At 37.1% G+C, this 24,806-nt stretch carries 21 protein-coding genes and 1 other RNA gene; 12 read left to right on the top strand and 10 right to left on the bottom strand.

The window, feature by feature from the left end; genetic code table 11:
* Positions 1-39 precede the first annotated feature (39 nt).
* The 9 genes from mutM to gshB all read right to left on the bottom strand — a co-directional run bounded on the left by mutM (position 40) and on the right by gshB (position 10,498).
* Positions 40-915 (bottom strand): bifunctional DNA-formamidopyrimidine glycosylase/DNA-(apurinic or apyrimidinic site) lyase, encoded by an 876-nt coding sequence (gene mutM / locus ACFIMK_RS08575; RefSeq protein ID WP_375613328.1) that lies wholly within the window; start codon positions 913-915, stop codon positions 40-42.
* 271 nt (positions 916-1,186) lie between these two features.
* The gene (locus ACFIMK_RS08570; RefSeq protein WP_375638371.1) at positions 1,187-2,434 is read right to left on the bottom strand and encodes an aminopeptidase; all 1,248 of its coding nucleotides are present in this window, start codon (positions 2,432-2,434) and stop codon (positions 1,187-1,189) included.
* A 177-nt stretch (positions 2,435-2,611) separates the two neighbouring features.
* Positions 2,612-3,445, bottom strand: a complete 834-nt coding sequence (locus ACFIMK_RS08565) for a cell wall hydrolase (protein WP_375613326.1) — start codon at positions 3,443-3,445, stop codon at positions 2,612-2,614.
* A 549-nt stretch (positions 3,446-3,994) separates the two neighbouring features.
* Positions 3,995-4,717 carry a phosphate signaling complex protein PhoU gene (gene phoU / locus ACFIMK_RS08560; RefSeq protein WP_375638370.1) on the bottom strand — a complete coding sequence of 241 codons (723 nt, stop codon included), beginning with the start codon at positions 4,715-4,717 and terminating at the stop codon, positions 3,995-3,997.
* Between the two features lie 21 nt (positions 4,718-4,738).
* Positions 4,739-5,497, bottom strand: coding sequence for a phosphate ABC transporter ATP-binding protein PstB (pstB, locus tag ACFIMK_RS08555; protein ID WP_375611792.1), 759 nt, complete (start codon positions 5,495-5,497; stop codon positions 4,739-4,741).
* Between the two features lie 51 nt (positions 5,498-5,548).
* Positions 5,549-6,838: a phosphate ABC transporter permease PstA gene (pstA, locus tag ACFIMK_RS08550; RefSeq protein WP_375611793.1), complete on the bottom strand. Its 1,290-nt coding sequence runs from the start codon at positions 6,836-6,838 to the stop codon at positions 5,549-5,551.
* The gene (gene pstC, locus ACFIMK_RS08545; protein WP_375611794.1) at positions 6,835-8,295 is read right to left on the bottom strand and encodes a phosphate ABC transporter permease subunit PstC; all 1,461 of its coding nucleotides are present in this window, start codon (positions 8,293-8,295) and stop codon (positions 6,835-6,837) included. Before pstC ends, pstA begins: the two co-directional genes overlap by 4 nt.
* Positions 8,296-8,370: 75 nt before the next feature.
* Positions 8,371-9,417: a PstS family phosphate ABC transporter substrate-binding protein gene (locus tag ACFIMK_RS08540; RefSeq protein ID WP_375611795.1), complete on the bottom strand. Its 1,047-nt coding sequence runs from the start codon at positions 9,415-9,417 to the stop codon at positions 8,371-8,373.
* A gap of 133 nt (positions 9,418-9,550) precedes the next feature.
* Positions 9,551-10,498 carry a glutathione synthase gene (gene gshB / locus ACFIMK_RS08535; protein ID WP_375611796.1) on the bottom strand — a complete coding sequence of 316 codons (948 nt, stop codon included), beginning with the start codon at positions 10,496-10,498 and terminating at the stop codon, positions 9,551-9,553.
* Between the two features lie 87 nt (positions 10,499-10,585).
* Here gshB and ACFIMK_RS08530 point away from each other — a divergent pair, with 87 nt between their 5' ends.
* The gene (locus tag ACFIMK_RS08530) at positions 10,586-11,380 is read left to right on the top strand and encodes a molybdopterin-synthase adenylyltransferase MoeB (protein ID WP_375638369.1); all 795 of its coding nucleotides are present in this window, start codon (positions 10,586-10,588) and stop codon (positions 11,378-11,380) included.
* A gap of 932 nt (positions 11,381-12,312) precedes the next feature.
* Here ACFIMK_RS08530 and ACFIMK_RS08525 read toward each other — a convergent pair.
* Positions 12,313-12,876, bottom strand: coding sequence for a c-type cytochrome (locus ACFIMK_RS08525; protein WP_375638368.1), 564 nt, complete (start codon positions 12,874-12,876; stop codon positions 12,313-12,315).
* A 104-nt stretch (positions 12,877-12,980) separates the two neighbouring features.
* On the opposite strand from ACFIMK_RS08525, the gene ACFIMK_RS08520 reads away from it, so the two are divergent.
* From ACFIMK_RS08520 to miaB, 11 genes are all read left to right on the top strand, one after another.
* A complete protein-coding gene (locus tag ACFIMK_RS08520; RefSeq protein WP_375632301.1) occupies positions 12,981-13,712 on the top strand; it encodes a 3-deoxy-manno-octulosonate cytidylyltransferase in 732 nt (243 codons plus the stop codon).
* Positions 13,709-14,572 (top strand): prephenate dehydratase, encoded by an 864-nt coding sequence (locus ACFIMK_RS08515; protein WP_375646290.1) that lies wholly within the window; start codon positions 13,709-13,711, stop codon positions 14,570-14,572. The genes ACFIMK_RS08520 and ACFIMK_RS08515 overlap by 4 nt, the downstream gene beginning before the upstream one ends.
* Positions 14,573-15,109: 537 nt before the next feature.
* Positions 15,110-15,517: a hypothetical protein gene (locus tag ACFIMK_RS08510; protein WP_375668310.1), complete on the top strand. Its 408-nt coding sequence runs from the start codon at positions 15,110-15,112 to the stop codon at positions 15,515-15,517.
* Between the two features lie 1,585 nt (positions 15,518-17,102).
* An RNA gene (gene ffs / locus ACFIMK_RS08505) (signal recognition particle sRNA small type) lies at positions 17,103-17,200 on the top strand.
* Between the two features lie 223 nt (positions 17,201-17,423).
* A complete protein-coding gene (locus ACFIMK_RS08500; RefSeq protein WP_375682850.1) occupies positions 17,424-19,364 on the top strand; it encodes a DNA polymerase III subunit gamma/tau in 1,941 nt (646 codons plus the stop codon).
* Between the two features lie 14 nt (positions 19,365-19,378).
* Entirely contained in the window at positions 19,379-19,702 is a 324-nt protein-coding gene (locus tag ACFIMK_RS08495) for a YbaB/EbfC family nucleoid-associated protein (protein ID WP_375606797.1), read from the top strand.
* Positions 19,703-19,732: 30 nt separating this feature from the next.
* Positions 19,733-20,338 (top strand): recombination mediator RecR, encoded by a 606-nt coding sequence (gene recR, locus ACFIMK_RS08490; protein WP_273790577.1) that lies wholly within the window; start codon positions 19,733-19,735, stop codon positions 20,336-20,338.
* A gap of 49 nt (positions 20,339-20,387) precedes the next feature.
* Complete coding sequence (locus ACFIMK_RS08485; protein ID WP_375682849.1) at positions 20,388-21,416, top strand: YeiH family protein; 1,029 nt, start codon at positions 20,388-20,390, stop codon at positions 21,414-21,416.
* A gap of 735 nt (positions 21,417-22,151) precedes the next feature.
* Positions 22,152-22,838, top strand: coding sequence for a tRNA (adenosine(37)-N6)-threonylcarbamoyltransferase complex dimerization subunit type 1 TsaB (gene tsaB / locus ACFIMK_RS08480; RefSeq protein WP_375681915.1), 687 nt, complete (start codon positions 22,152-22,154; stop codon positions 22,836-22,838).
* Complete coding sequence (rimI, locus tag ACFIMK_RS08475) at positions 22,838-23,329, top strand: ribosomal protein S18-alanine N-acetyltransferase (protein ID WP_375682848.1); 492 nt, start codon at positions 22,838-22,840, stop codon at positions 23,327-23,329. The genes tsaB and rimI overlap by 1 nt, the downstream gene beginning before the upstream one ends.
* A 31-nt stretch (positions 23,330-23,360) precedes the next feature.
* Positions 23,361-24,737, top strand: coding sequence for a tRNA (N6-isopentenyl adenosine(37)-C2)-methylthiotransferase MiaB (miaB, locus tag ACFIMK_RS08470; RefSeq protein WP_375693542.1), 1,377 nt, complete (start codon positions 23,361-23,363; stop codon positions 24,735-24,737).
* Positions 24,738-24,806: the final 69 nt, after the last annotated feature.

Raw genomic sequence — 24,806 nt, 5'->3', positions numbered from 1 at the left:
GACTTTAAGCCTCTTGTAAGATTTTGCAAGACACCTTATTCATTTTTGACATTGTGAGCAGTAAAAACTTGAACGTCCAGCCTGTAAAATGCGCATAATAGGCGCTCCACATTCCAAACATTGCTTGCCTTCTCGTCCATAAACTGAAAAAGCATGCTGAAAATAACCAAGCGAACCATCTATATGCATATAATCACGTAAAGAAGAGCCACCAGACAAAATGGCTTCAGAAATCACATTGCGTATATTTTGTGCTAAAGAATCTGCAAATTCACGTGCACGTGCCGTTTTTGATGCTAATGTAAATGCACCACGTTGTGGAGACAAACGACTCCGCCAAAGTGCTTCACAAACATAAATATTCCCAAGACCTGCAACAATAGACTGATCAAGTAAAACACCCTTGAGAGACATTTTTTTATTAACAAAAGCCTTTTGTAAATAACGACCAGAAAACGAATTACTTATAGGTTCAAGACCTAGCTTATTTAAAAGTGGATGTTCATAAAGCTTATCCGTATCGACTAAAAGCATAAACCCAAAGCGACGCACATCATTATAAATAAGACGATAAACGTCACCATTCTTTGTCTGAATATCCATGACAAAATGATCATGTTTAACTAATTTACTTGACGCTGAACAAGCTTTTCTTAAAAAATCATTCTCTATACGCCATGAACCAGACATTCCTAAATGGCTTAAAATCGTTTCATCCTGAGAAAGATGAAATAATAAATATTTCGCACGCCGACCAAGTTCTATAATTGTTCTGCCAATAAGGCGCTCAGAAAAAGCCTCAGGAAAAGGAAAGCGCAAATCTCTACGATTAAGTTTGACAGATACTATCTTTGCATCAGTTACAACGGACTCAAGTCCACGACGAACTGTCTCTACTTCAGGAAGCTCAGGCATTACTCTTCTTTAATAATTATACACTTTCCAATCGTATCACTGATAAATTGACTTCTTCCCCCCTCAAAAAACGAAGACTTCCTCTACATCTACTAAACAAATTCTTGATGAGTCGATTTTACTTGGATTCCTACTCATGTGAATCATTTAACTAAAGGCTTTATGGACAAACCCTGCCTTGAATATATACCACACACTCTAAAATACTTAACGTATCAATAAAGCTTACATCCCACCCCACCTCAAATGACCGTGTTTTATGGTAACAAAATTAAGCCCATTCACCCTTACGAAATACAGGAACTCTTACACCATCTTGGGTAATGCCATCTATGTCAATTTCACCAGAACCAATCATCCAGTCAATATGAATGACACTTTTATTCCCACCACGTGCTGCAATCTCTTCTGACGTCAATGATGCCCCATCTAAAAAGCATTTGGAATAACACTGCCCTAAAGCAATATGACATGCAGCATTTTCATCAAATAAGGTATTATAAAAAAGGAGGCCACTCTTAGAAATTGGTGAAGAATGGGGCACAAGGGCAACTTCGCCCAACCGGCTTGCACCCTCATCACTTTGCAAAACCTGCTGTAAAACTTCTTGGCCTGTTGATGCACGAGCCTCAACAATACGCCCGGCTTCAAAACGTACTTCAATATTATCAATCAGAGTTCCTTGATAGGAAAGGGGCTTTGTTGAGCGAACGAAACCTTCAACCTTATGAGCATGAGGAGTCGTGAAAACTTCTTCTGTCGGAATATTCGGATTGCAAATAACACCATTTTGAGCAACGGATGCACCACCATGCCATTCATGATCATCTGCCAAACCAACAGTTAAATCAGTCCTTGGCCCTGTAAAGTGTAAGGCAGAAAAACGCTGCTCATTAAGCCAAGATGACCGTTTCTTCAAATGTGCATTATGAACAGTCCACGCCTGCACCGGATCTTCTCCTGTAACACGTGAAGCAGAAAAAATTGCATCGGCTAATTTTTTAATCGCCTCATTAAGTGGTAAAGAAGGAAACATTGCCTCAGCCCATCCTGCTGTTGGATAAGCAACAATCGACCAATTCATAGCAAAATTTGATATTTGCTTGAGTGCCGGCTGGTAAGCTATTGAAGTGGCTTTATTTAAACGTGAAACCTTATCAAAATCCTGATTGGAAAGGAGCAAAGGATTATCACCAACAATCGCTAAACGCGCTGCCCCATTTTCAAAAGCCTTTGCCATTCCCTCATAAAGCCAAGAAGGGGCACAATCAAAACTAGCTGTATGGGCATTTTCAAACCGTGTAAGCGATAACATATCATCACTAAAAATTGGTGTAATGACACCAGCACCAACCTTATAAGCATGATATGCAATACGCCGAACAAAAGGTAACGCTGAAACTGGAGCAGTTAAAACAAGATCCTGCCCCTCTTGTAAATTCAACCCCACTTTCACTGTAATTTCTGCAAGACGATTAAGCATTTCAGGCAAAATTGTCTCATGAATATCAAAGTACATTACCAATACCCTTCTTTAAATAGAATGCGTTCTTTATGTCGTCATATTATAAATTGTTTTTCAGATCCTTTGAGTTCGCTTTCTCTACGTATATTTATGCGTATCATTATCGCTAAAATTCACTTAATTCATAAACCGCAATGGGTATATCATCCTTCTTTGGTCATGAAAAACTTACTAGTTCCTGTGTCGTTTTTCTAACATTGCAACAATTGCATTTAACTGATCAGATGAAGGTAAAACCATAATCGTTTTATTTTCCTCTTTCCTAGCTAGATGTTGAGGTGCATAGGCAGGGATAGGAACTTTATCAAGCTGTACCATAGCAAAAGGCGCAGGATGTGCCATCTTGGACTGTGCTACTTCTGTCGAAGGAGATGTACTTTTCTCTGCCTTTACGCCCCTACTCTCTAAGCCTTCATCTATAAAGCTTGGCGCATGACCAGAACGTTCTTGAGCAAAAGCATAAGCAACATCATAAGGGCGATTATTTGTAGGAACTTGAAGCTCTCCATCACGTGATCGTTTTTCATAAAAAGCATTTCCCCCTGCAACCTGAACATAATGCATGTTTTTATACGGAAAAGACAAACCAGCGGTATGAAAAAACTTAGCGTGTTTAACTTTCTTATCTCGTTCACCCCGTAAAACGGCATCAGCCGCCTCTCTTACACGAGCAACAGATGCTTTCTCCGTCATAGGACGCGTTAAAACACCAGGAGCAAATTGCCTATATTGACCAACAACACCACAAATCGTCTTAGGATAGGCGGTTGAATTAACACGATTCATAACAACCGTTCCAACGGCAATCATTCCTTCACGGCTTGTGCGATTTGATTCAAAATACATCGCTCGCATAAGACATTGACGCTCTGTCAATGGATATGTAACCGCTTTTGTCTTATTATTATTTATTTTTCCAGCATCTAAATGACTTGAAGCACATCCCACAACAACTAACGGCGCTACACAACAGGTAACAAAAACATTCCAACGATTTTTTTTCATCTTATGCAATACATTCCTATAATCTCTGATATATTCAAGTCTTGAAATGAGCTTTAAATGTATCTCTCAATAAAGTACATAGCTAATTGTTACCACTCAGTAAAATTTTAATACAAGAGGTAATCAAAAAGTATCTATGCAAAATAAAAAATAAAAAACTCTTAATTTACAGATCGATATTGTTATTCTTCATGGTTCAATATAGGCTATAATAACCCACACGTTTCAATTACAATAAAGTAACACTATCCACTTCTTCTACATACGAAAAAATAATACAGATATCCCCTTTAATATAAAATTTTAACAAAATGATCTGAAAGGAAATTCCCCTAGAAAACTCCCCTCCTGCCACAATACGAGTGATGATATCATCCAATATACAAATATGTCAAACCAAGAGTTAACAATCTGCCATGCTTCTCTGAAAAAACTCTTTGTTGCTTCTTTGTGCTTTGCCATAAAATGGTTATCTTATTCTTCTTATAGCTGCACTGTAAGAAAATACTCATATATCTACAAACTTATTTTATACATATAAGAAAAATTTTAATCTATTTTCTTCTCACCTACCCCAACTTTATAAGTAAGGTCATCACGAGGACGATCAGAGGACATATGGTAACCCGTTATGATATAATGCAGCATTTCAGCAATATTAGTAACATGATCACCAATTCGTTCAATATTCTTTAAACAAAACAGTAAGTGCGTACAAACCGTAATATTGCGCATATCTTCCATCATATACGTCAAAAGTTCACGAAAAAGAAAAGTATACAAAGCATCAATCTTCTCATCACGCTCACGCACCGCGTCAACACGCTCTAATAGGCGACTCGTATAAGCATTTAAGACTTCTTTTAATTGATTGAGTGCTAAAGCTGTAATTGTTTCAAGCCCATGATAAACAGAAGCAGATTGACGTATTTCTGAAAGTGCAACAGTCCTTTTAGCAATGTTTTTTGCCATATCCCCAATCCGTTCAAGATCAGAAGAAATACGAATGGCTCCAATAATTTCACGCAAATCGACAGCCATCGGTTGGCGTTTGCAAATAATAGCAACCGCTTTTTCATCAATGTCACGTTCTGCTTCATCTAAAAACACATCATCGGCAATCACTGTCGTTGCAAGTTGAAGATCACTACTCACAACCGATGCGACAGAACGTTCAATCATCCTTTCTGCATGGCTCCCCATTTCTGTAATCCTTACTCTTAAATATTTTAGTTCTGCATCATAAGAACGGACAGTATGTTTCATAGACATATCTTACACTCCTCAATTCACCTATCCAAAACGCCCCGTAATATAATCTTGTGTCCGTTGCTCTTTTGGTGAGGTAAAGATCATTTCAGTCGCACCAACTTCTACCAAATGCCCTAAATGAAACATAGCCGTATATTGAGAAACACGTGCGGCCTGTTGCATGGAATGCGTTACGATAACAATTGTATAATTTTGCCGTAACGCATCGATAAGCTCTTCAATCCGTGCTGTTGCAATGGGATCAAGAGCTGAACAGGGCTCATCCATCAAAATAACTTCAGGACTAACCGCAATAGCACGTGCAATACACAAACGCTGTTGTTGTCCCCCTGATAAACTTGTTCCAAGATCATGAAGGCGGTCTTTTACTTCTTCAAACAAACCTGCCTGCCTCAAACTCTTTTCAACGACATCATGCAATTCAGAGCGTGTTTTAACTAAACCATGAATGCGTGGACCATACGCAACATTCTCAAATATAGATTTTGGAAAAGGGCTGGGCTTTTGAAAAACCATTCCAACACGAGCGCGCAATTCTACAACATCAATCCGTGTGTCATAAATATTCTCCCCATCTAAGGTAATAAGACCAGTTGTTTTAGCGCCTTCAATTGTATCATTCATACGGTTAAAACAACGCAAAAAAGTTGACTTTCCGCATCCTGATGGACCAATCAAAGCAGTTACTTGATGTTCAGGAATATCAAGTGTAATACCGTGGAGTGCTTCTTTATCTCCGTAAGAAACCTTCACATCCTGACCGCGCATTTTAATCTTCATTACAAAAATTCACCTTACAAAAATCTTATCAAAGCTGTTGTTTTATTAAAATTACTGGCGGCGTTCAAATCGTCGACGTAAAAAAACCGCAGAAATATTCATGATCGCAAGAAAAATCATCAATACAATAATAGCACCTGATGTCTTTTCAACAAAAGCACGCTCTGCTTCACCCGCCCACATAAAAATTTGAACAGGCAAAGCCGTTGCTGGATCCATGGGGGTCGTAGGAATATTAACAACAAAAGCAACCATTCCAATCAAAAGCAAAGGAGCTGTTTCACCCAAAGCCTGAGCGACTCCAATAATTGTGCCTGTTAAAATGCCAGGCGCAGCTAAAGGAACAACATGATGAAAAATCATTTGTGTTTTTGATGCTCCCAACCCCAAAGCTGCAGAACGAATAGAGAGAGGAACAGCACGCAGAGCAGAACGTGTTGCAATAATGATCGTGGGAAGAGTCATGAGCGCTAAAACAAGACCACCAACAAAAGAGGCTGAACGTGGTAATCCTAAAAAATTAACAAAAAAAGAGAGTCCTAAAAGACCAAACACAATTGAAGGAACAGCTGCAAGATTATTGATATTAACCTCTATAAAATCTGTAAATTTATTTTTGCGTGCATATTCTTCTAAATAAAGAGCCGTTGCTATGCCTATCGGAAGGGAAACTAATAAAACGATGCCTATCATATAAAGAGAACCAATGATCGCAACACCTAATCCCGCAGTCTCAGGACGACTTGAAGCGCCAAATGTAAAAAAACCAATATTAAATGTTTTATAAAGCGTACCATCATGCGCTAAACGCTTTATCCATTCTATTTGTCGATTAGAAACTTTACGGTTTTTTTCTGCTACACGCAGATCAATCTGTCCCTTATAAGCAGAATCAATATCCGCAGATGCCAAAACTTTAACTTTTTGCATTGTGCCAATCAGTTTTGGATTTTTTGTCACCATTTCACGCAGTTGAACACGGACACCATTTGAAAACATACGGTTAACGTCCAAAAGAGAGGCTCGATCATTTTGATTGATATTAAGTTTCTTCGCTAAAGCATTGCGTACAAGAAGTGGATAATTCGCCGTCATGAGCACTTGTGGTTTTGTTTTACGTTGACCACTTGGATCAATGATCTTTTCATCCAAATAAATCGATAATGTCATTTCACTTTGAAAAAAAGCTGTATAACCCTGACTAATGATAGACCATAAAAGCGTAAATAAAAAAAATAAACCAATAAAAATGGCAATCAAACCATAGGCACGAAAACGACGTTCAGCCCAATACCGACGCTTGAGACTAATATTGCGACGAGGAAAAAAATCTTCATTCATTCATATTGTTCCCGATATTTACGCACAATATAAAGAGCTAGAATATTCATCAAAAGTGTCATAACAAAGAGCGTCATCCCTAAGGCAAAAGCCACCAGAGTTTGTGGAGAATTAAACTCAAAATCACCGGTCAATTGATTAACAATCTTAACAGTCATCGTAGTCATTGCTTCGAAAGGATTGAGTGTTAAATTTGCTGCAACACCTGCCGCCAAAACCACAATCATTGTTTCTCCAATTGCACGCGATGCCGTCAACAAAATAGCCCCCATAATCCCTGGAAGCGCTGCTGGTATAACAACTTTTTTAATTGTTTCAGATTGCGTTGCGCCTAAACCATAAGAACCTTCACGTAAAATGCGTGGAACAGCCGTAATAACATCATCCGATAAAGAGGAAACAAAAGGTATCAACATAATTCCCATCACAACTCCAGCAGTCAAAACACTTTGTGCCATAATAAAACTAACCCCGTCTGAGAGAGAAGCAGAGAGATCTCGTAAAAATGGTCCCACAACCTTCAAAGCAAAAAAGCCATAAACAATCGTTGGAATGCCAGCAAGAACTTCTAACAATGGCTTCACAATTGCTCGCAATCGCGCAGAAGCATACTCCGCCATATAAAGAGCTGAAAATAGTCCTATAGGTACAGCAAAAAGCATGGCAACAAATGCAATATAAAGCGTACCAGCAAGAAGCGGTATTAGACCAAATTGTCCTACTTCATCGCTGGAACCGCTCGCGGAAAAACGCGGATCCCAAACTGTTCCTAAAAAGAAATTTGAAAAGGATACAGACTGAAAAAAGCTTACTGTCTGAAAAAGCATAGAAAGCGCAATGGCTATTGTTGTCAAGACTGCAACAATAGATGCACAAATCAATCCAATAATAATAAAAGATTCAACCTTATTACGGGCACGTTGATGAGGCGCAATTTGCATCATTCCACAGATAAAACCAAAGGACGCAATAGCAAAAAGAAAAACATAACCTATAAACTTAAGCTTTTCAGAAGAGAATACCCACGACTGTGCTATTTTGAACACATCATCCGATGCTTCATCGGATAAAATCAATCCCTTCGCGAGTAATTGTGCCTGCACTTCCTTATAGGAAGCGGTAGAAAGATTCCCCTCAAAGCGATGAATCTTTTTGACGAGACTTCGAAGTGTCTCCCAAAGTAGATCGTGATTTACAGGCTCTGTTACATGCGCACTATACGCCCCCAGCTCTCGAGAGGCATTATATTCTAAATAAATTGTACTCCCAGCATCCCAAACAATTAAAAAAATAAAAGCTGGAATAACAGTAATCAAAAATGTCCACCAGCCATAATAATACGCACGAGAATGCATTTTATGTTGTCTGTATTCAAGAATGCGTGCTCGCATATAAGAAATACAAAAGCCACAAAATCCAAAAATCAATAATAGCAAAACAATGAAGGAAATGCGCATTTTATCTTTCAGTTTTTATAAAAAAATAGCACCCAAATTTCCTATCTCAGAAATCCAACAAATTTTCCCTGCAAATTATTTCAATGTCATTACTCGACCAGCAGAAAAATCAGAACGCTGTGCTTGACGTTCCTTTTCAGGAGAAACAATCAAACCATATTCAGCCAAAGGACCCTCTGGACCAATCATTTGATCAGAAAGAAAAAAATCAACATACTCTCGCAAACCTGAAATAATACCTAAATGTGCTTTCTTAATATAGAAAAAAAGCGGACGAGAAACCGGATATTGTCCACTAGAAATCGTCTCAACTGTTGGCGCAAAACCGTTAATATCGGCAACCTTTAGCCTATCAGCATTATTTTGATAAAAAGACAAACCAAAAATACCAACCCCTGTTTTATTAGAAATTAGACGCGCAAATGTTTCAGAATAATCACCATCAATATCAACCGCTTTTCCATCCTTACGTACCGCAATACAAGCAGTGTGTATCTCCTTATCATCCATTCCTAAAGACTTCATCACCTCAACTGCCCCACTCTCTTTACACCCCTCAGTAAGTAATTTTTCCTCAAAAACTTCACGTGTCCCATGCTTCTCCCCAGGAATATACGCTGCTATCGTCCAATCAGGAAGAGCACTATTGACTGCACTCCATTTCAAAACATTATTCGGTTGCAACTTTCCGTCTATAATAATTCGAGCAGCAAGGGCTTTATAAACATCTACTGGCTGTAATTTCCAATCAGGTCCCTTAATATCAGTTGCAAAAACAATGCCATCATACCCAATACGTATTTCCTCAACATCTTTTACACCAGCATCAAAACAAGACTGTAATTCACTCGGTTTCATTGCTCGCGAAGCATTAACAATATCAACAGTGTTCTCCCCAATACCACGGCAGAATTCCTTAATACCAGCTCCTGTTCCTCCCGATTCGATAACAGGAACCTTAAAATGGGGATAAATTTCTCCAAATGTTTCAGCAACAATCTTTTGATAAGGTAAAACTGTAGATGAACCAGTAATCTGTATTTGATCGCGCGCATTGCCTCCATTTGCTGACAGCAGTAGCGCAAAAATCAATCCCACTCCAATTGATAATACTTTGTTCATCTATAAACTCCCTAAAAATTGAAAACAAAGCCTCTTAATTTATATTATACGGTCATTCTAGTTCACATTTGCAACATAACAAATATAAAAAACAACATGGATCATTTTTTTAAAACCATGTTTTTGTCCTCTGTCAAATAAATTCATTTGAACGCTTGAACTCAATAACATCCCAAAACAAATGAGCAACATCCGTACCGCAGAAGCGTTTAATTTCACGAATTCCCGTAGGAGACGTCACATTAATTTCTGTTATATAATCTCCGATCACATCAATCCCCACAAAAAGAAGACCGCGTTCCTTTAAGGCTGGACCAATGCGTTCACAAATTTCATAATCACGTTTTGTTAACTCCACATTTTCCGCGCGACCTCCAGCATGCATATTAGAGCGCACATCTGTTTCTGTCGGAATTCGATTAATAGCTCCAACAGGTGTACCATCAAGCAAAATAATCCTTTTATCTCCTTTTCGTACTGCCTCTAAATAGCGCTGAACAATAAAAGGTTCGTGATAAATTTCTGCAAACATTTCTAACAATGATGCTAAATTGCGATCATCTTGTCTTAAATAAAAAATACCAGCGCCCCCATTCCCATAAAGTGGTTTAACAATAATATCGCCAAATGTCTCTCTAAAAGCTGTTATTTCTTCAATATCTTTGGTAATTAATGTTTCTGGCATCAGATCAGAAAATTCAGTAACAAAAATTTTTTCTGGACTGTTGCGTACCCATGCAGGATCATTCACAACGAGTGTTTTAGGATGAATACGCTCTAACAAATGAGTTGTTGTGATATAATTGAGATTAAAAGGTGGATCTTGGCGTAAAAGAACCACATCCATATCTGTTAATTCCGTACGAACAGGCTTTTCTAATCGATAGTGGCTTCCCTCTTTATCATGTACAATCAATGGCTCTAGTCGTGCAATCACACAACCATCGTATAGAGATAAACGATCTGGTGTATAATGGAAGAGAGAGTGTCCACGTTCTTGGGCTGCTAAAGCGAGTGCAAATGTCGTATCTCCTTGAATCCGAACTGTTGAAATATGATCCATCTGAATGGCAATTTTCATAAATAAATCCTCTCTATCCTAAAAGCAGACTGGTCTATGCATCATAAACTTAGTAAACAATAAAAGAACTATGACAAGAGAAAATTTATGACACAAGAAACAGATATAAAATTAAACAACAAAGAAATCGAACGCTATGCACGCCACATCATTTTGCCTGAGATTGGTGGTGCAGGGCAACAAAAGCTAAAAACAGCACGTGTTCTTGTTGTAGGCGCGGGTGGTCTTGGTGCTCCTGTCTTAACCTATTTGGCTGCCGCAGGTGTTGGAACCCTTGGAATTGTCGATAACGACATCGTTTCACTTTCCAATTTACAACGCCAAGTTATTCATAAAACAAATGCAATCAACAAAAGCAAAACAGACAGTGCTGAAACCACTATAAAAGCAATAAATCCCCATGTTGTAGTTGAAAAACACACCCTACGCTTAGATAAAAGTAATGTGGATAAACTGCTCAATGCTTACCACATCATTGTTGATGGAAGTGATAATTTTACCACACGCTATCTTCTCGCTGATCACGCTGCCCAATGCAAAAAACCTCTAATAAGCGGTGCTGTAGAACGTTTTAATGGCTCATTAACGGTCCTTATGCCGTATAAAGACAATAATCCTCACTATCGCGATTTATTTCCCACCACTCCAGCTCACGGGACTATCCCAACATGCGCTGAAACTGGAATCATCGGTGTTTTACCTGGCGTTATTGGGACCCTACAAGCAATGGAAGTTATTAAAATGATCACAAACATCGGAGAGCCATTAGTAGGAAAGATTCTTCTCTATAATGGATTATTAGCGCAATTTAATATTATTACTTATAAACGCTCAAATTATAAAGAAAATACCATAGTTATTAAGAAGCTTGGAGAATCATGATTATGTCCTCTCTTCCACTAATTTTTAGCACTCTCGCAATATGTATTGAAATACTAATTAATTTTATCGCAAGTCATCGAAACATTGTAACCAATGAAACCTATTAAATTTATCACAAATATGGCAAACCTTTTGTGAAAAAATAATTCTCTATAATGGATTATCAGCATAATTTCATGTCATCGTCTATAAATGGACAGAGACTCGTGGGAACGCAGCTGCTATCAGTATTCTTGTGTAAAAAATTTTCGACGTAGATAAAAATACAATCAGCAGAACTCTATTCAACTATTTTACTATTCACACATAAAAATTGTTTCACATGAAAGTGCTTACTTCAAACCATAACCTATAAATAAATAATTTAAGTCATATTTTAGTGATCGATACTATAAAAGGTCAATGATCTGTCCGTACATCTCTAACCTCAAGAGAAAACGTCTATTCATCGAGCATCATAAAATGCAGCTTAGGATTATTGCACGTATAAGAACAATCAATTGTCTCTGTTCATAAGAAAAATACATGGGACTTGATGTAAAAGTACATAGGGATTGATGTGTATAGAAGGATTGAGATAAACCTCATGGAGAGCTTTAATTACATAATTATTGCATTCAGAAGCAGAAAGCTGCGGCTCATGAATTGATAATCCTTCAGCAATAATTTCACAGACAAGTACAAGTATATGTAGAAAAAGTGAAGCACACAAATCTTGAAAACCAATCCACAGACGACAGCGTAAAGAGTGCATTTTTATAAAAGATCTCTTTAAAATAAGCGAGTAAATATGCAATGTTAAATATGTTCTGTTTTGCGTGAGGGGCGTTCCCCCCTAACAAAACATCAATAAGAGCTCTTTTTATAAAACTGTGAAACTAAAATTACAAAAAAATCAGACTTCTTTCTAAAATTAACATCTATGGTATAAGTTAATTTGGCTCGTTCGCTTTATTATTATCCATTGGTAAAGGAACAGGATGATCGGATAAACTGCGTAAATAAAGCAAGAGATCGGCACGATCTTGGTCATTTTTAATTCCACGAAAAGACATAATGGTCCCAGGAAAAGCTTCACGTGGAGAATGTAAATAACGATCTAACGTTACAAAATCCCATTTTTGATCAGAATGAGCACGTAATGCCCGTGAATAAGCAAAACCTGCTGCTGATGCCAAAGGGCGGTTAACAATCTCCCAGAGAACTGGACCAACACGCCCTGCTTCATTGCGTCCAGATGTGTGGCATATGGCACATTGGCGAAAAACTTTACGGCCATTTTCAAAATTGCCTTGTTGAAGGCGGCTATTTAGTGATAGGGAAACATCAGGTGCTTTTTGTTTTTCTTGAAATATATCATTCTTGGCAACTGTATGATGATATTGGACTGATGTAGGATGATCGTAAATTATATTGCTGAGTGTGGAAATCCCCACAATAGCGACCAGCACACATAAACAAGCACAAATAAAATAAATAAATCTCGAGCGATTCATAAAAACTCAAATGTTCACGGTTTTATTACCATTTTTAGTTTAAGCTTTTTCTTTATAACACACAATATCATAAATGCATCACAGATGACATTGGGAATCTTACAATGGCTCTTGAACCAATTATTCTTATTCCTGCCCGTATGGGCTCAACCCGTCTTCCTCAAAAAGCTCTCGCTGAAATTGGCGGAAAACCGATGATTGTTCATGTCGTAGAACAAGCCAAAAAAGCTGGAATAGGACGTACAATCGTTGCAACAGATCATAATGATATCGCTAAAGCTGTTGCAGATTATGGGCATGAATATATCATAACACGAGGTGATCATAAGTCTGGATCTGATCGTATTTATGAAGCTTTAGTGCGCATTGATCCTGAACAACGCTACAACGCCATTTTAAATATACAAGGTGACTTACCAACAATCATGCCTCGTGAAATCATTCGTGCGCTACGCCCTTTAGAAAATAGCTTTACTGATATTGCAACCTTGGGTGCCAAAATCATTGAAGAAAATGAAACAAGAGATCCCAATGTTGTCAAAATCATTGGTACACCGCTTTCTCAAAATCGCCTTCGTGCTCTTTATTTTACGCGCGCCAAAGCACCTTATGGAGAGGGTCCTCTTTATCACCATATTGGAATATACGCCTATAGGCGCGAAGCACTTGAGAAATTTGTATCATTCAAACCCTCACCACTTGAGAAACGTGAAAAACTTGAACAATTACGTGCATTAGAAAACAATATGCGTATCGATGTGGAAATAGTCGATACAATTCCCTTAGGTGTAGACACACAACATGATCTCGATAGAGTTTGTGAGATTTTAGCATGAAAATACTTAAAAAAACCAATAAAATTTCTTTCCAAGGAGAATACGGCGCTAATTCCCATATTGCTTGCTCCAATATGTTCCCCAATATGGATGCTGTTCCCTCTGCTACTTTCGAAGACGCCCTTAATTTAGTGGAAAGCGGGAAAGCTGATCTTGCTATGATCCCTATTGAAAATACCCTTGCGGGACGCGTTGCAGACATTCATCATCTTTTACCACAGTCATCTCTTTATATTATTGATGAATATTTTTTACCTATCCATTTTCAACTCATGGTTTTGCCCGGCGTTACACATGACGAAATTAAAACCGTCCACAGCCATACGCATGCCCTTGCACAATGCCGAAAAATCATACGAAACAACGATTGGAAACCTGTTGTTTCTGCTGACACCGCTGGAGCTGCAAAATTTATTAAAAAAAATGCTAAACGTTCACAGGCTGCCTTAGCACCTTTAATCGCAGCAGAACTCTATGGACTTGATATTCTTGAAAGAGATGTTGAAGATAACCCTCATAATATTACCCGTTTTGTCATCCTTTCACGCTCCAAACGACATGTCCCCAAACCTCAAAATGGCGAAAAAATCATCACCAGTCTTCTTTTTCGAGTGCGCAATGTCCCCGCTGCTCTCTATAAAGCTATGGGAGGATTTGCAACGAATGGTATCAATATGACAAAATTAGAAAGCTATCAAATTGGTGGAAATTTCAATGCAACACAGTTCTTTGTTGATATTGAAGGACATCCTGAAGACCCGATGATGAAACTTGCCTTAGAAGAATTATCTTTCTTTTCTGCAGAACTGCGTATTATCGGTACTTATCCAGCACAAAACGATCGAACATCGTATATATAAAAGCAATTAAGCTGCTATCATTTTTTGTTGATATCAAAAAGCATCGTAAAAATTTCATAATGCAACGTATCCTGAAAGAGCTCGTTTTTTTCTACTCAACACCCTTCATAAAAACTGAAGAAGAAAAAACAGCTCGTAACAGAATATATAAATTATTTGCATAATATTTTCTCACAAATTATATCATGATAAAAAGCACTTCAACTTGTATAAAAACCAGTGTAAAAAAACACAGTAACCAAAAATAAAAACGCTTGTACCATCTATTTCCTTTTATATATTCAAAGAGAGCTTCTTGAGAAAAGTCATTTCCTCTGACAATATTCCAATAAAGATAACGAACTTCTAAATTAGCTCTCAAAACAATTCAAATTATTATACATAATAGAGCATTCAAATCTCTTAGATTAATGTCATTCTAAACATGGTTTAAAACTAGAAAATGCAACTTAGCCCTGATTTTAGCGTTAAGTTTGAGCTTTTATCTTTATAAAAATTGATTTATGATTCACCTCACTTTAGAAAAAGGAGAGGATAATGAAAAAAATCTTCATGCAAGGATTATTAGCCACAAATATTCTCGCCTACTCTAGTGGTGCGTTTGCTGGCTTTGGTGAGAGAAAATGGAATTTTGGGCTGGATGAAAGTGTTGTGATCATCCCATCCGATACAATCCATCAAGGAGCTGAATACTCTTGTAGTATCTTTGAACCGAAGAAAGTATCCTTTACTTTATCATACTCTACCCCTTCTGATTTAAACAAATTGAGAATTGCTGTTGATGATGAAAAGAAAATAACCCATGATAAAGAAAAGAAGATCTTTATCCTAAAAAATATAAAATCTCTTCATATAAGTTTTCCTTCGTCAGGACATTATATTTTTAAAAATATTACGAAGAAAAAAGTTGTTGGAACAAATTGTGACACAGGAGATTATGATTAACAATATTTCTATAACATCTAAATTTGAGTAGAGTTATTCTTTTTTTAGGTATTTTTTTCAAAATAGGGCATAATGAGCCATTAAAGCTAATCGCTGAAAAGCTTATTTTTATCCTAATATGGCAAACCTTAAGCTGCTTATAAGGTTAGATATTAAAGAACTTTTGCGAAAACTAAATGACTAAAATTAAATTGTTCTGTATTTTCTACTATCAGAGCTATTTTTTTAATAAGAATATAACTTCTATCTTTGCAACTGCTTTATTTTAAGTACTATAAAGCACATCGTACCCAAATCACTTAGATAAACAGAAAAGTAAAATTTGCTCTACAGATGCATTCCTCACTGCACTTTAAGTCATACTCATTCAGCTTTTTATAAAAATTATCTCGCTTTTCCCTCCTTATTAAAGAATATAATTATCTGAAACTATAAAATGTCGCTTATATCGAATAAGAACCATTTTTATGCTTATAAAATCAGTACCCCCTTATTTCTATAGCGTTTAATGTTGCATCTTCTCTTGCATGAGTACAGTCTCTTAAAAATATATGAAACCTTTTCTCAAATAATAAAAATTCATATATTGATCCATCTTGTGATAAACATCAATGTTTTTTAATTAAAAGAACAAGCACGCAAAAAAAGAGCGATAACATCTACTCAGTATTTATATACGTTAAAAGAAAAAATATTACATATTTGATATTCTCATTCACTATAGAAATGAGGTGGTTCTCTTATAAGATATTTAATATATTGACTTATCATTATAAGAGTTCGATTTTTTATACTGAATTACAACCACAAATAAAGTAAGATCCTCCCATCTTAAATCTCATATTGAATCAATTAAAATCATTTCCTTGAAAGTTACAAATGGGAGTGGTGTGTGAGTAAAAACGATTAAAAAAGGAATAAAAATGCTTCTTATAAAGCCTCTCAAGTGCAAGGGATCGCAACATTGGGAGTTGTTAAGTAGTATGAGGGCTAAAATTTATACTTTTATTAAGCATAAAAAAGATAGTGCACAATGGACTTATATCTCAAGGAGAGTATGTATACTATTTATGAGTGGAGTTTGAAATATAGTTAAGAGTATTGAGCAATCGCTCTTTAAAAAGCCTGTGAATGTATAACATTAAATGTATTCTGTTTGGGATGTTCTGTTTTGTATAGAGGAGCAACACCATTAAAGCAATATTTTATAATTATTTAAATAGCACTCTTCCCCCTAACTTTCAAATGTTAGCCAATTACATGATCTATCTGCTTTATTTGCTTCTTTGACTGTTGTAAATTTTTGATGATTCAATTTCGTAGTTTTAGAACAGATGTATCTATCCTAAAACTCTTACATGTTTCAGCGAATGAGAATAATTATACATTCAGACTATCTTAAGCGAAAAAATATTTTCATACCAAATAAATATGAAGAGCTACTGCTATAAAAACTGGTAAATCCACAATCTCTTTGTTGTTTATATGTCAATAAATTAAACGCAAAGGAAAATTCTTCGTCGTTCTTAGGATATTTTTCGTTTCTGATCTTGATTTTTCATTCCAAATCGACAATATGAGCTTGGGAGGTTGGTGGTGGACGGACTACTCGCCAACTGGGTCAGGTCTGGAAAGAAGCAGCCCCAACGAGTTCTGGTACGGGTCATCGTTCCAACCTCCTATTTTGCTGAAGAAATTATTTTTTATGCTGTCTTTTAGCGAGGTATTTTTAATCTTCAGAGCAGCATTTGTATGCAGCAAATAAAGGGGTTTTGTTATTTTTAAACAAATTGTCCCATAAATAATTTGATTAAGAAAAAATCCTTTTATATGAGACTACAGTATTGATCTATGCTTTTGTATTATCAAAATGTACGCATAAAGAACTTCGAAGTTGGAAATACTCATGGAAAATTTACCGGTAGAAACAGCCTATCGTGTTCTTGCTCGTAAATATCGACCCCAAAACTTCTCTGACCTCATTGGTCAGGAAGCTATGGTGCGTACTCTCACCAACGCCTTTGAAAAAGGTCGTATTGCACAAGCGTGGATGTTAACAGGGATTCGTGGCGTAGGTAAAACCACAACAGCACGTATTTTGGCACGTGCGCTTAATTATAAAACAAAAGATATTGATCAACCAACAACTGTATTGGACTCTCTTGGTGAACATTGCACACAAATTATCGAAGGACGCCATATTGATGTTATAGAAATGGATGCCGCTTCTCATACGGGCATTGATGATATTCGTGAAATTATTGAACAAATACGCTATCGTCCTGTTTCTGCACGCTATAAGGTTTATATTATCGATGAAGTACATATGCTCTCAACACAAGCCTTTAATGGTTTATTGAAAACTCTTGAAGAACCACCTTCCCATGTGAAATTTATTTTTGCCACAACAGAAATTCGCAAAGTTCCTATTACAATTCTTTCGCGTTGCCAACGTTTTGATTTACGACGTATTGACTCAAAAGCTTTGAGTGCACATTTGCGTCAAATTGCGAAATATGAAAAGGTAGAAGTAGAAGATCAAGCACTCTCTATGATTGCCCGTGCTGCAGAAGGATCTGCACGTGATGCATTATCCATTTTTGATCAAGCAATCGCCCATAGCAATGGCAATGTTAATGCTATTGCGGTGCGTACAATGTTAGGATTAGCGGATCAAGCACGTATTATTGATCTTTTTGAATTTATCATGAAGGGCGATGTTGTCAATGCGTTACATGAATTACGCAGTCAATATGAAGCAGGTGCTGATCCTCTTACTATATTGACAGAACTAGCCGATTTTAATCATCTGGTCACACGTTTACGTTTTACACCAGAAATAGTGGAAGATTTCTCTCTGACTGAAGAACAACGTTTAAGAAGTTTAGACTTTTCAAAAAAACTTTCCGTTCCTATTTTATCCCGAAACTGGCAAATGTTACTCAAAGGTTTACAGGAAGTTAATCAAACTGCACGTCCTCTTCAAGCCGCTGAAATGCTTTTAATTCGTCTTGCTCACATGGCTGACTTACCAACTCTTGATGAGGCTTTAAAAAAGCTTACGCAAGAAAAAACGCCTCTCACACTGGTTAAAAACTCTTCTCATCAAGAATCTACAAATGCAAATAATATAACAAAAGAAACAATGGTCGGAGCCCATGCTTCCTCGAGCATTTCAAATACATTAGCCGATCAATCAGATTTAAAAACATCTTTGAAAAACCAATTAGATCATTCCTTACAACCAGAAAATTTAGTTAAAAATCAAAACCATGACAAAATCAGCGCCCAAGAAGTAACAGAAATTCTAGAAACTTCTCAATCTACTGATCTTTCTGAAAAGATTGCAAATTTATCGCATTCTGTCACGCAAAAAACAGAAAAGATTACTGAACCTAAAACTCTCGTGATTAATTCTTTGCACGATATTGTTCAATTAGCCGAACAGCATAATGACGTTCCTTTCAAACTCCTTGTTAAAGAATTTGTTCATCCTGTTTCTTTTGAAGCTGGGCATATTACCTTAAGACTTTCTGAAAATACCCCACAATTTCTTGCTCATGATATAGAAAAAAAGATATCTCAATGGACTGAAAAACGCTGGACAATAACTTTTGTTAATGAAGGAGGTGGCCCAACCTTACAGGAGGAAAGTATAGCGATTCAAAAGACTCTTTTTTCCAATGCAGAAACAGATCCTGATATCGCGAAAATCCTCAATCATTTCCCAGAAGCAAAAATTGTCGATATTCGACTCAATAAAGAAGAAAATGATCTTGATTTACTCCCCAATACCTTTAAAAATGCTGATATTTTTAAAAATAAAAATGATATCAATGATGAATAAGGATACCTATTCCTATGCGTGAAATGATGAGCATGATGAAAAAAGCCAAAGAAATGCAAGAAAAAATGCAGAAGATTCAGGAGGAAATAGCTAATCTGCAAGCTGTGGGCACTGCAGGGGGTGGTCTCGTCAATATCACTTTAAATGGCAAAAATATTATAACAGCAATTCAAATTGATCCTTCATTACTCAAACCTGAGGAAGCTGAAATTCTTGAAGATCTCATTATGGCAGCTTATAATGAAGCAAGAACAAAAATCGAAGTCGCAATAGAAGAAAAAACCAAAAGTATGACGGCAGGGCTACCACTCCCATCAGGTTTCAAGCTTCCATTTTAATGAAACGGATTTTTTCCGTGGGACAAAAATATGTCTAAATACATTGCAGGACCTGAGATTGAACGTCTCATTCAGATTTTATCACGGTTACCAGGTCTTGGTCCACGTTCAGCACGTCGTGCTGCGCTTCATCTTATCAAAAAAAAAGAGACATTGCTGGAGCCTTTGGGAGCGGCTATACAAGCAGCTATAGAAAAAGTCGGCATTTGTTCTGTTTGTGGAAATGTCGATACCATTGATCCTTGTTCAATTTGTACAGATTTGCGCCGCGATGATACAACAATCATCGTTGTTGAGGATATTGCTGATCTGTGGGCTCTTGAACGCGCAAAAACTTTAGCCGCACGTTACCATGTGTTGGGTGGACGACTCTCCCCCTTAGATGGAATAGGTCCTGACGAACTCAACATTGCCACCTTAATACAGCGTGTTGTACAAAACCCTATTACGGAAATTATTCTTGCTGTCAATGCGACTGTCGAAGGTCAAACAACTGCTCACTATATCACCGATCAGCTTTCCAATTTTCCAGTTAAAATTACGCGACTTGCTCATGGTGTCCCTGTAGGAGGCGAGCTTGATTATCTTGATGACGGAACTTTAGCAGCAGCTGTACAAGCAAGAACAAATCTTTAAAGCTTTTTCTTCTTAACCTTTAGCTCTTTAATGACGGGGGAATATTAAAATGATAAAGAAAAATCTCTCACTTTTAAACGACTTTGGTCCTGGTGTTTTAGTATGTTTACTCATATCAGCCTTAGCTTATGGCTTAGAAGTTGTAGAAAAACAGCTTTTCACGGAAGCGTGGCTTGAAAGCCTTGTTTTGGCAATTCTTTTGGGATCGATTATCCGTAGTTGTTTTCCTTTGCCAACATATTTTCAAAAAGGTATCACCTTTTCTGCAAAAACACTTCTCGAAATTGCTATCGTTCTTCTAGGAGCAAGCATTAGCATTAACGCAGTCCTTTCAGCTGGTTGGAATTTGCTTGCTAGTATCATTTTCGTGATATTCGTAACGATTATCCTGAGCTTTGCCATCGGCCGACTTTTCGGGCTTTCTACACATTTAGCAATGCTGGTCGCTTGTGGGAATGCTATTTGTGGCAATTCAGCTATTGTCGCCGTTGCACCTGTCATAAAAGCAAAACATGACGATGTAGCCGCGTCAATTGCCTTCACTGCTCTTTTAGGAATTCTTATTATTTTATTTCTACCCTTTTTACATCCATCTCTGAATTTGTCATTTAGCCAATATGGTGTGCTTGCTGGCATGGTTGTATATGCTGTACCACAGGTTTTAGCAGCAACAGCACCTATCTCTTTTCTAAGTGTTCAAATTGCAACAATTGTCAAATTAGTACGGGTTCTCATGTTAGGCCCTGTTATTTTTACTCTATCAATCATTTATCGCCAATCAGCACAAACACGCTTGCGTTTACATACCCTCGTCCCATGGTTTATCATTGGCTTTATTATCATGATGCTTGTTCGCTCAAGTGGTCTTATCCCTGAAAAGGCTATCAATCCCATCAAATTTATTGCCCAGTTGTTTACTGTTATCTCAATGGCTGCACTAGGATTAGGTGTTGATATCCGATCACTAAAAAAAGCAGGATGGCGCGTCATTTTGGCGTCAACCTGCTCCATAATTATTCTCGGTATTTGTAGCCTTATTATGATACAATTGAATGATTTAAATCATATAACATTTTAAAATGTGCATTGATTATTATTTTTTCAACGTAGTATGCAATCAACCCAAAGTCCTTATTATTATTAAAATCAGTTCTTTCATAAACCAGAAAAAGTTCTAAAATACTGCTCATTATTCTATACAAAAAATTGAAAGAGCTGATATTTAAGTGAAAACTGTCAAATGTGCTTTTCAGTCCATAATGATTTGCAACAGGGTAGTATCAAAATACGTAACTCATGCAAAACAATGCCATTTCTTTCATCTGCTCTCATTACGCTAAGTTTTTTATATAAAGACGGATAGAATATGTTCTTATTTGGAAAAAATGTGGGGTCATAACTTTTCCTCTTTTAAATTACTTTTACTTACTATGTAATACAAGTGGCATCAAAGTACTATTTGATAGCTTACAAGTTGTGACAACCCTTACATTTAAACGATTCGTGAAGGAGTTTTTATTCTTTTCTTCAACAGTTTTGATTCATACGCTAACTCCGCTTGTAATATACAAGCTAATAACTTTAATTGTTTCACCATAAGTAGACTTAAAATAAGAGAATCTTACAATACTCAAGGTACTCATTCAAAAAGTGATAAAAATAAGGATTAAATCAACATCTCGTTCTATCCCATAAAAAGATATTGTTGCTTATTGGTACTAGTAACTTTCTTACAAATGAAATATACGATAATGAAAAGATTAAAAATACAGCAGGACTTTTATTTATCGTTTTATTCAACTAAAATATTTTTATGCTTATCCTTGCTATAGATACTGCTTCAATTTATTGTGCTGTTGCGCTTATTCGTCATAAATCTGTTATTGCGCGTATCAATGAGCGCATGAACAAAGGACATGCTGAAAAACTTATTGGGCAGATTACACAAATAATGAAACAAGCCAATATGACGCTTGATCAAGTTGAGCATATTGCTGTCAATATTGGACCTGGATCATTTACTGGTGTACGTGTCGGTGTTGCAACAGCGCGCGCTTTGGCATTAGCACTTGAAATACCTGCTGTTGGAGTGAGTGCTCTTGAAGCGTTAGCAGCACAAGTCATAAACAATAAAAGTACAGCATCGGCAATTACTGTTGTCATTGAAGCAGGGAGAGGGATGTTCTACCATCAAAATTTTCATAATGATCTCACACCTTTGGGAGCGCCGGGATTAAAAACAATTGAAAATATCCTCGAAGATTTGCCCAAAAAAACCCGACTGACTGGCCCAGCTGCTGATATCGTTGTGGAGCATATTAAAAACCATAAAATATACGAAAAAATTGTCCTAGAAAAAATCCCCTGCGAAGCGGCCGATATTGTAAACTATGCTTATCTTGCTGCAAACAAACAATCAAAAAATTCACCTCGCCCACTCTATCTACGCAGCGCTGATGCAAAACAACAAACCAATTTTGCTTTACCACAAAAAAAATAATGCCCAAATTTTCATTGACAGAAAAGAATTTTGGAATTGCTCCGCTACAAGTTAATGATAGTGCTTCTCTTCATCAAATTCATCAGCATTGTTTTACCCCTTCTTGGGAAAAACAAGCTTTTGATAATTTCTTAACAGATCACTCTATCTTCGGATACAAAGCTTTTCTCATTGATCACTCTGATCAAATTTTAGGCTTTTGCCTATGCCGTCTCATCCTTGATGAAGCAGAAATCATCACAATTGCTGTTCATCCTCATTATCGTCAAAAAGGAATTGGTACCTTTCTTATCGATCGTACAGTTCACCATCTTCACGACAAGGGCGCTACAAAATTATTCTTGGAAGTAGAAGCCACAAATCTTTCTGCTTTGAACCTTTATCAACGCTTTGAATTTCAAAAAATTTCTGAACGTCTTGCCTACTACGCGTCAAAAAATGGTCGTGGTGATGCAATTATCATGCAAAAAACTTTTAAGCAAATAGATTGAGATTTGTGTAAAAAACATTTACACATGCGCTATGAATAAAGTAAATCCTAAAAATACGCCTCCTGTTGCTCCTAAAAAGGTTTTTATCAAAACCTATGGATGTCAAATGAACGTTTATGATAGCCAACGGATGACTGATAGCCTCAGTTCGCAAGGCTATGTGACAACACAAATTCCCAATGATGCCGATCTTATTCTTGTTAATACCTGTCATATTCGTGAAAAAGCAGCAGAAAAACTTTATTCTGATCTTGGTCGTTTGCGCGTTATGCGTCAAGAGCGCACACCTGATAAACCCCTGATGGTTGGTGTAACAGGTTGTGTTGCACAAGCTGAGGGAAGTGAAATCTTGCGCCGTGCTCCAACAGTGGATCTTGTTATTGGTCCGCAAATGTATCATCGCTTGCCAGAATTGTTAGAAAAAGCCAAACAAGGGAAAAAAATTATCGAAACAGACTATGCTGTTGAAGATAAATTTGCTCATTTGCCGCCCCATAATAAACATGCAGTAAGAAAACGAGGTGTTAGCGCATTTTTAACAGTACAGGAAGGTTGCGATAAATTTTGCACTTTTTGTGTTGTTCCTTACACACGCGGTGCTGAAATATCACGGTCTGTCGAGCAAATTACCGAGGAAGCCCTTCAACTCATCGAAGCGGGTGTCAAAGAAATTACGCTGCTTGGACAAAATGTCAATGGTTGGCATGGACAAAGTGCTGATGGCAAAACTTGGCGTCTTGGCGATCTTCTTTATCATCTCGCAAAACTCAATGGTTTAAAGCGTTTGCGTTACACAACCAGCCACCCACGTGATATGGATGATAGCCTTATTGCCGCGCATCGAGATCTTGATATGTTAATGCCTTACCTCCATCTTCCTGTTCAATCAGGTTCAGATCGCATCTTAAAAGCCATGAACCGACAACACAAAAGCTCTCATTATCTTCATCTTATCGAAAAAATTCGAACCGCACGGCCAGATATCGCCTTTTCAGGCGATTTTATTGTAGGGTTTCCAGGAGAAACAGATGAAGACTTTGAAGAAACCATTAAACTTATTCAACAAGTACAGTACAGTTTAGCTTATTCTTTTAAATATTCCCCCCGTCCTGGAACAGTGGGAGCCACAATGAAAAATCATGTTGATGAATCTGTAAAAGATGCCCGACTTCAACATTTACAAGCCCTTCTCCTTGAGCAACAAAATGCGTTTTTGCGTTCTAAAATTGATCAAAAAACGAACGTTCTCATCGAAAAACCTGGACGTCACTCAGGGCAAATGGTAGGGCGTTCCCCTTGGCTTTTACCTGTTGTTGTCAATACAGAAGCCTCTACAGGTAGCGTGATAGAAATTCATATTAAAAATGCAAGCTCAAACAGTTTTGTTGGTGAAGTGACAAATAGATAAACATGCCTCTAATACCTCGTTCAAAAATAAATATTTTGGAAAACTCTTTTATTTTAAAAGCAAATGATT

Origin of the sequence: Bartonella sp. AP280QHHD, assembly GCF_042196125.1 — a bacterium.
Taxonomy (GTDB): domain Bacteria; phylum Pseudomonadota; class Alphaproteobacteria; order Rhizobiales; family Rhizobiaceae; genus Bartonella.
The sequence above is the reverse complement of the archived record's forward strand: the minus strand, read 5'-3'. Positions and strand labels throughout refer to the sequence as shown.

Excerpts from the sequence above, each read along its gene's own strand:
- mutM (WP_375613328.1), bottom strand. The coding sequence starts at position 915 with ATGCCTGAGCTTCCTGAAGTAGAGACAGTTCGTCGTGGACTTGAGTCC.
- ACFIMK_RS08570 (WP_375638371.1), bottom strand. The coding sequence starts at position 2,434 with ATGTACTTTGATATTCATGAGACAATTTTGCCTGAAATGCTTAATCGT.
- ACFIMK_RS08565 (WP_375613326.1), bottom strand. The coding sequence starts at position 3,445 with ATGAAAAAAAATCGTTGGAATGTTTTTGTTACCTGTTGTGTAGCGCCG.
- phoU (WP_375638370.1), bottom strand. The coding sequence starts at position 4,717 with ATGTCTATGAAACATACTGTCCGTTCTTATGATGCAGAACTAAAATAT.
- pstB (WP_375611792.1), bottom strand. The coding sequence starts at position 5,497 with ATGAAGATTAAAATGCGCGGTCAGGATGTGAAGGTTTCTTACGGAGAT.
- pstA (WP_375611793.1), bottom strand. The coding sequence starts at position 6,838 with ATGAATGAAGATTTTTTTCCTCGTCGCAATATTAGTCTCAAGCGTCGG.
- pstC (WP_375611794.1), bottom strand. The coding sequence starts at position 8,295 with ATGCGCATTTCCTTCATTGTTTTGCTATTATTGATTTTTGGATTTTGT.
- ACFIMK_RS08540 (WP_375611795.1), bottom strand. The coding sequence starts at position 9,417 with ATGAACAAAGTATTATCAATTGGAGTGGGATTGATTTTTGCGCTACTG.
- gshB (WP_375611796.1), bottom strand. The coding sequence starts at position 10,498 with ATGAAAATTGCCATTCAGATGGATCATATTTCAACAGTTCGGATTCAA.
- ACFIMK_RS08530 (WP_375638369.1), top strand. The coding sequence starts at position 10,586 with ATGACACAAGAAACAGATATAAAATTAAACAACAAAGAAATCGAACGC.
- ACFIMK_RS08525 (WP_375638368.1), bottom strand. The coding sequence starts at position 12,876 with ATGAATCGCTCGAGATTTATTTATTTTATTTGTGCTTGTTTATGTGTG.
- ACFIMK_RS08520 (WP_375632301.1), top strand. The coding sequence starts at position 12,981 with ATGGCTCTTGAACCAATTATTCTTATTCCTGCCCGTATGGGCTCAACC.
- ACFIMK_RS08515 (WP_375646290.1), top strand. The coding sequence starts at position 13,709 with ATGAAAATACTTAAAAAAACCAATAAAATTTCTTTCCAAGGAGAATAC.
- ACFIMK_RS08510 (WP_375668310.1), top strand. The coding sequence starts at position 15,110 with ATGAAAAAAATCTTCATGCAAGGATTATTAGCCACAAATATTCTCGCC.
- ACFIMK_RS08500 (WP_375682850.1), top strand. The coding sequence starts at position 17,424 with ATGGAAAATTTACCGGTAGAAACAGCCTATCGTGTTCTTGCTCGTAAA.
- ACFIMK_RS08495 (WP_375606797.1), top strand. The coding sequence starts at position 19,379 with ATGCGTGAAATGATGAGCATGATGAAAAAAGCCAAAGAAATGCAAGAA.
- recR (WP_273790577.1), top strand. The coding sequence starts at position 19,733 with ATGTCTAAATACATTGCAGGACCTGAGATTGAACGTCTCATTCAGATT.
- ACFIMK_RS08485 (WP_375682849.1), top strand. The coding sequence starts at position 20,388 with ATGATAAAGAAAAATCTCTCACTTTTAAACGACTTTGGTCCTGGTGTT.
- tsaB (WP_375681915.1), top strand. The coding sequence starts at position 22,152 with ATGCTTATCCTTGCTATAGATACTGCTTCAATTTATTGTGCTGTTGCG.
- rimI (WP_375682848.1), top strand. The coding sequence starts at position 22,838 with ATGCCCAAATTTTCATTGACAGAAAAGAATTTTGGAATTGCTCCGCTA.
- miaB (WP_375693542.1), top strand. The coding sequence starts at position 23,361 with ATGAATAAAGTAAATCCTAAAAATACGCCTCCTGTTGCTCCTAAAAAG.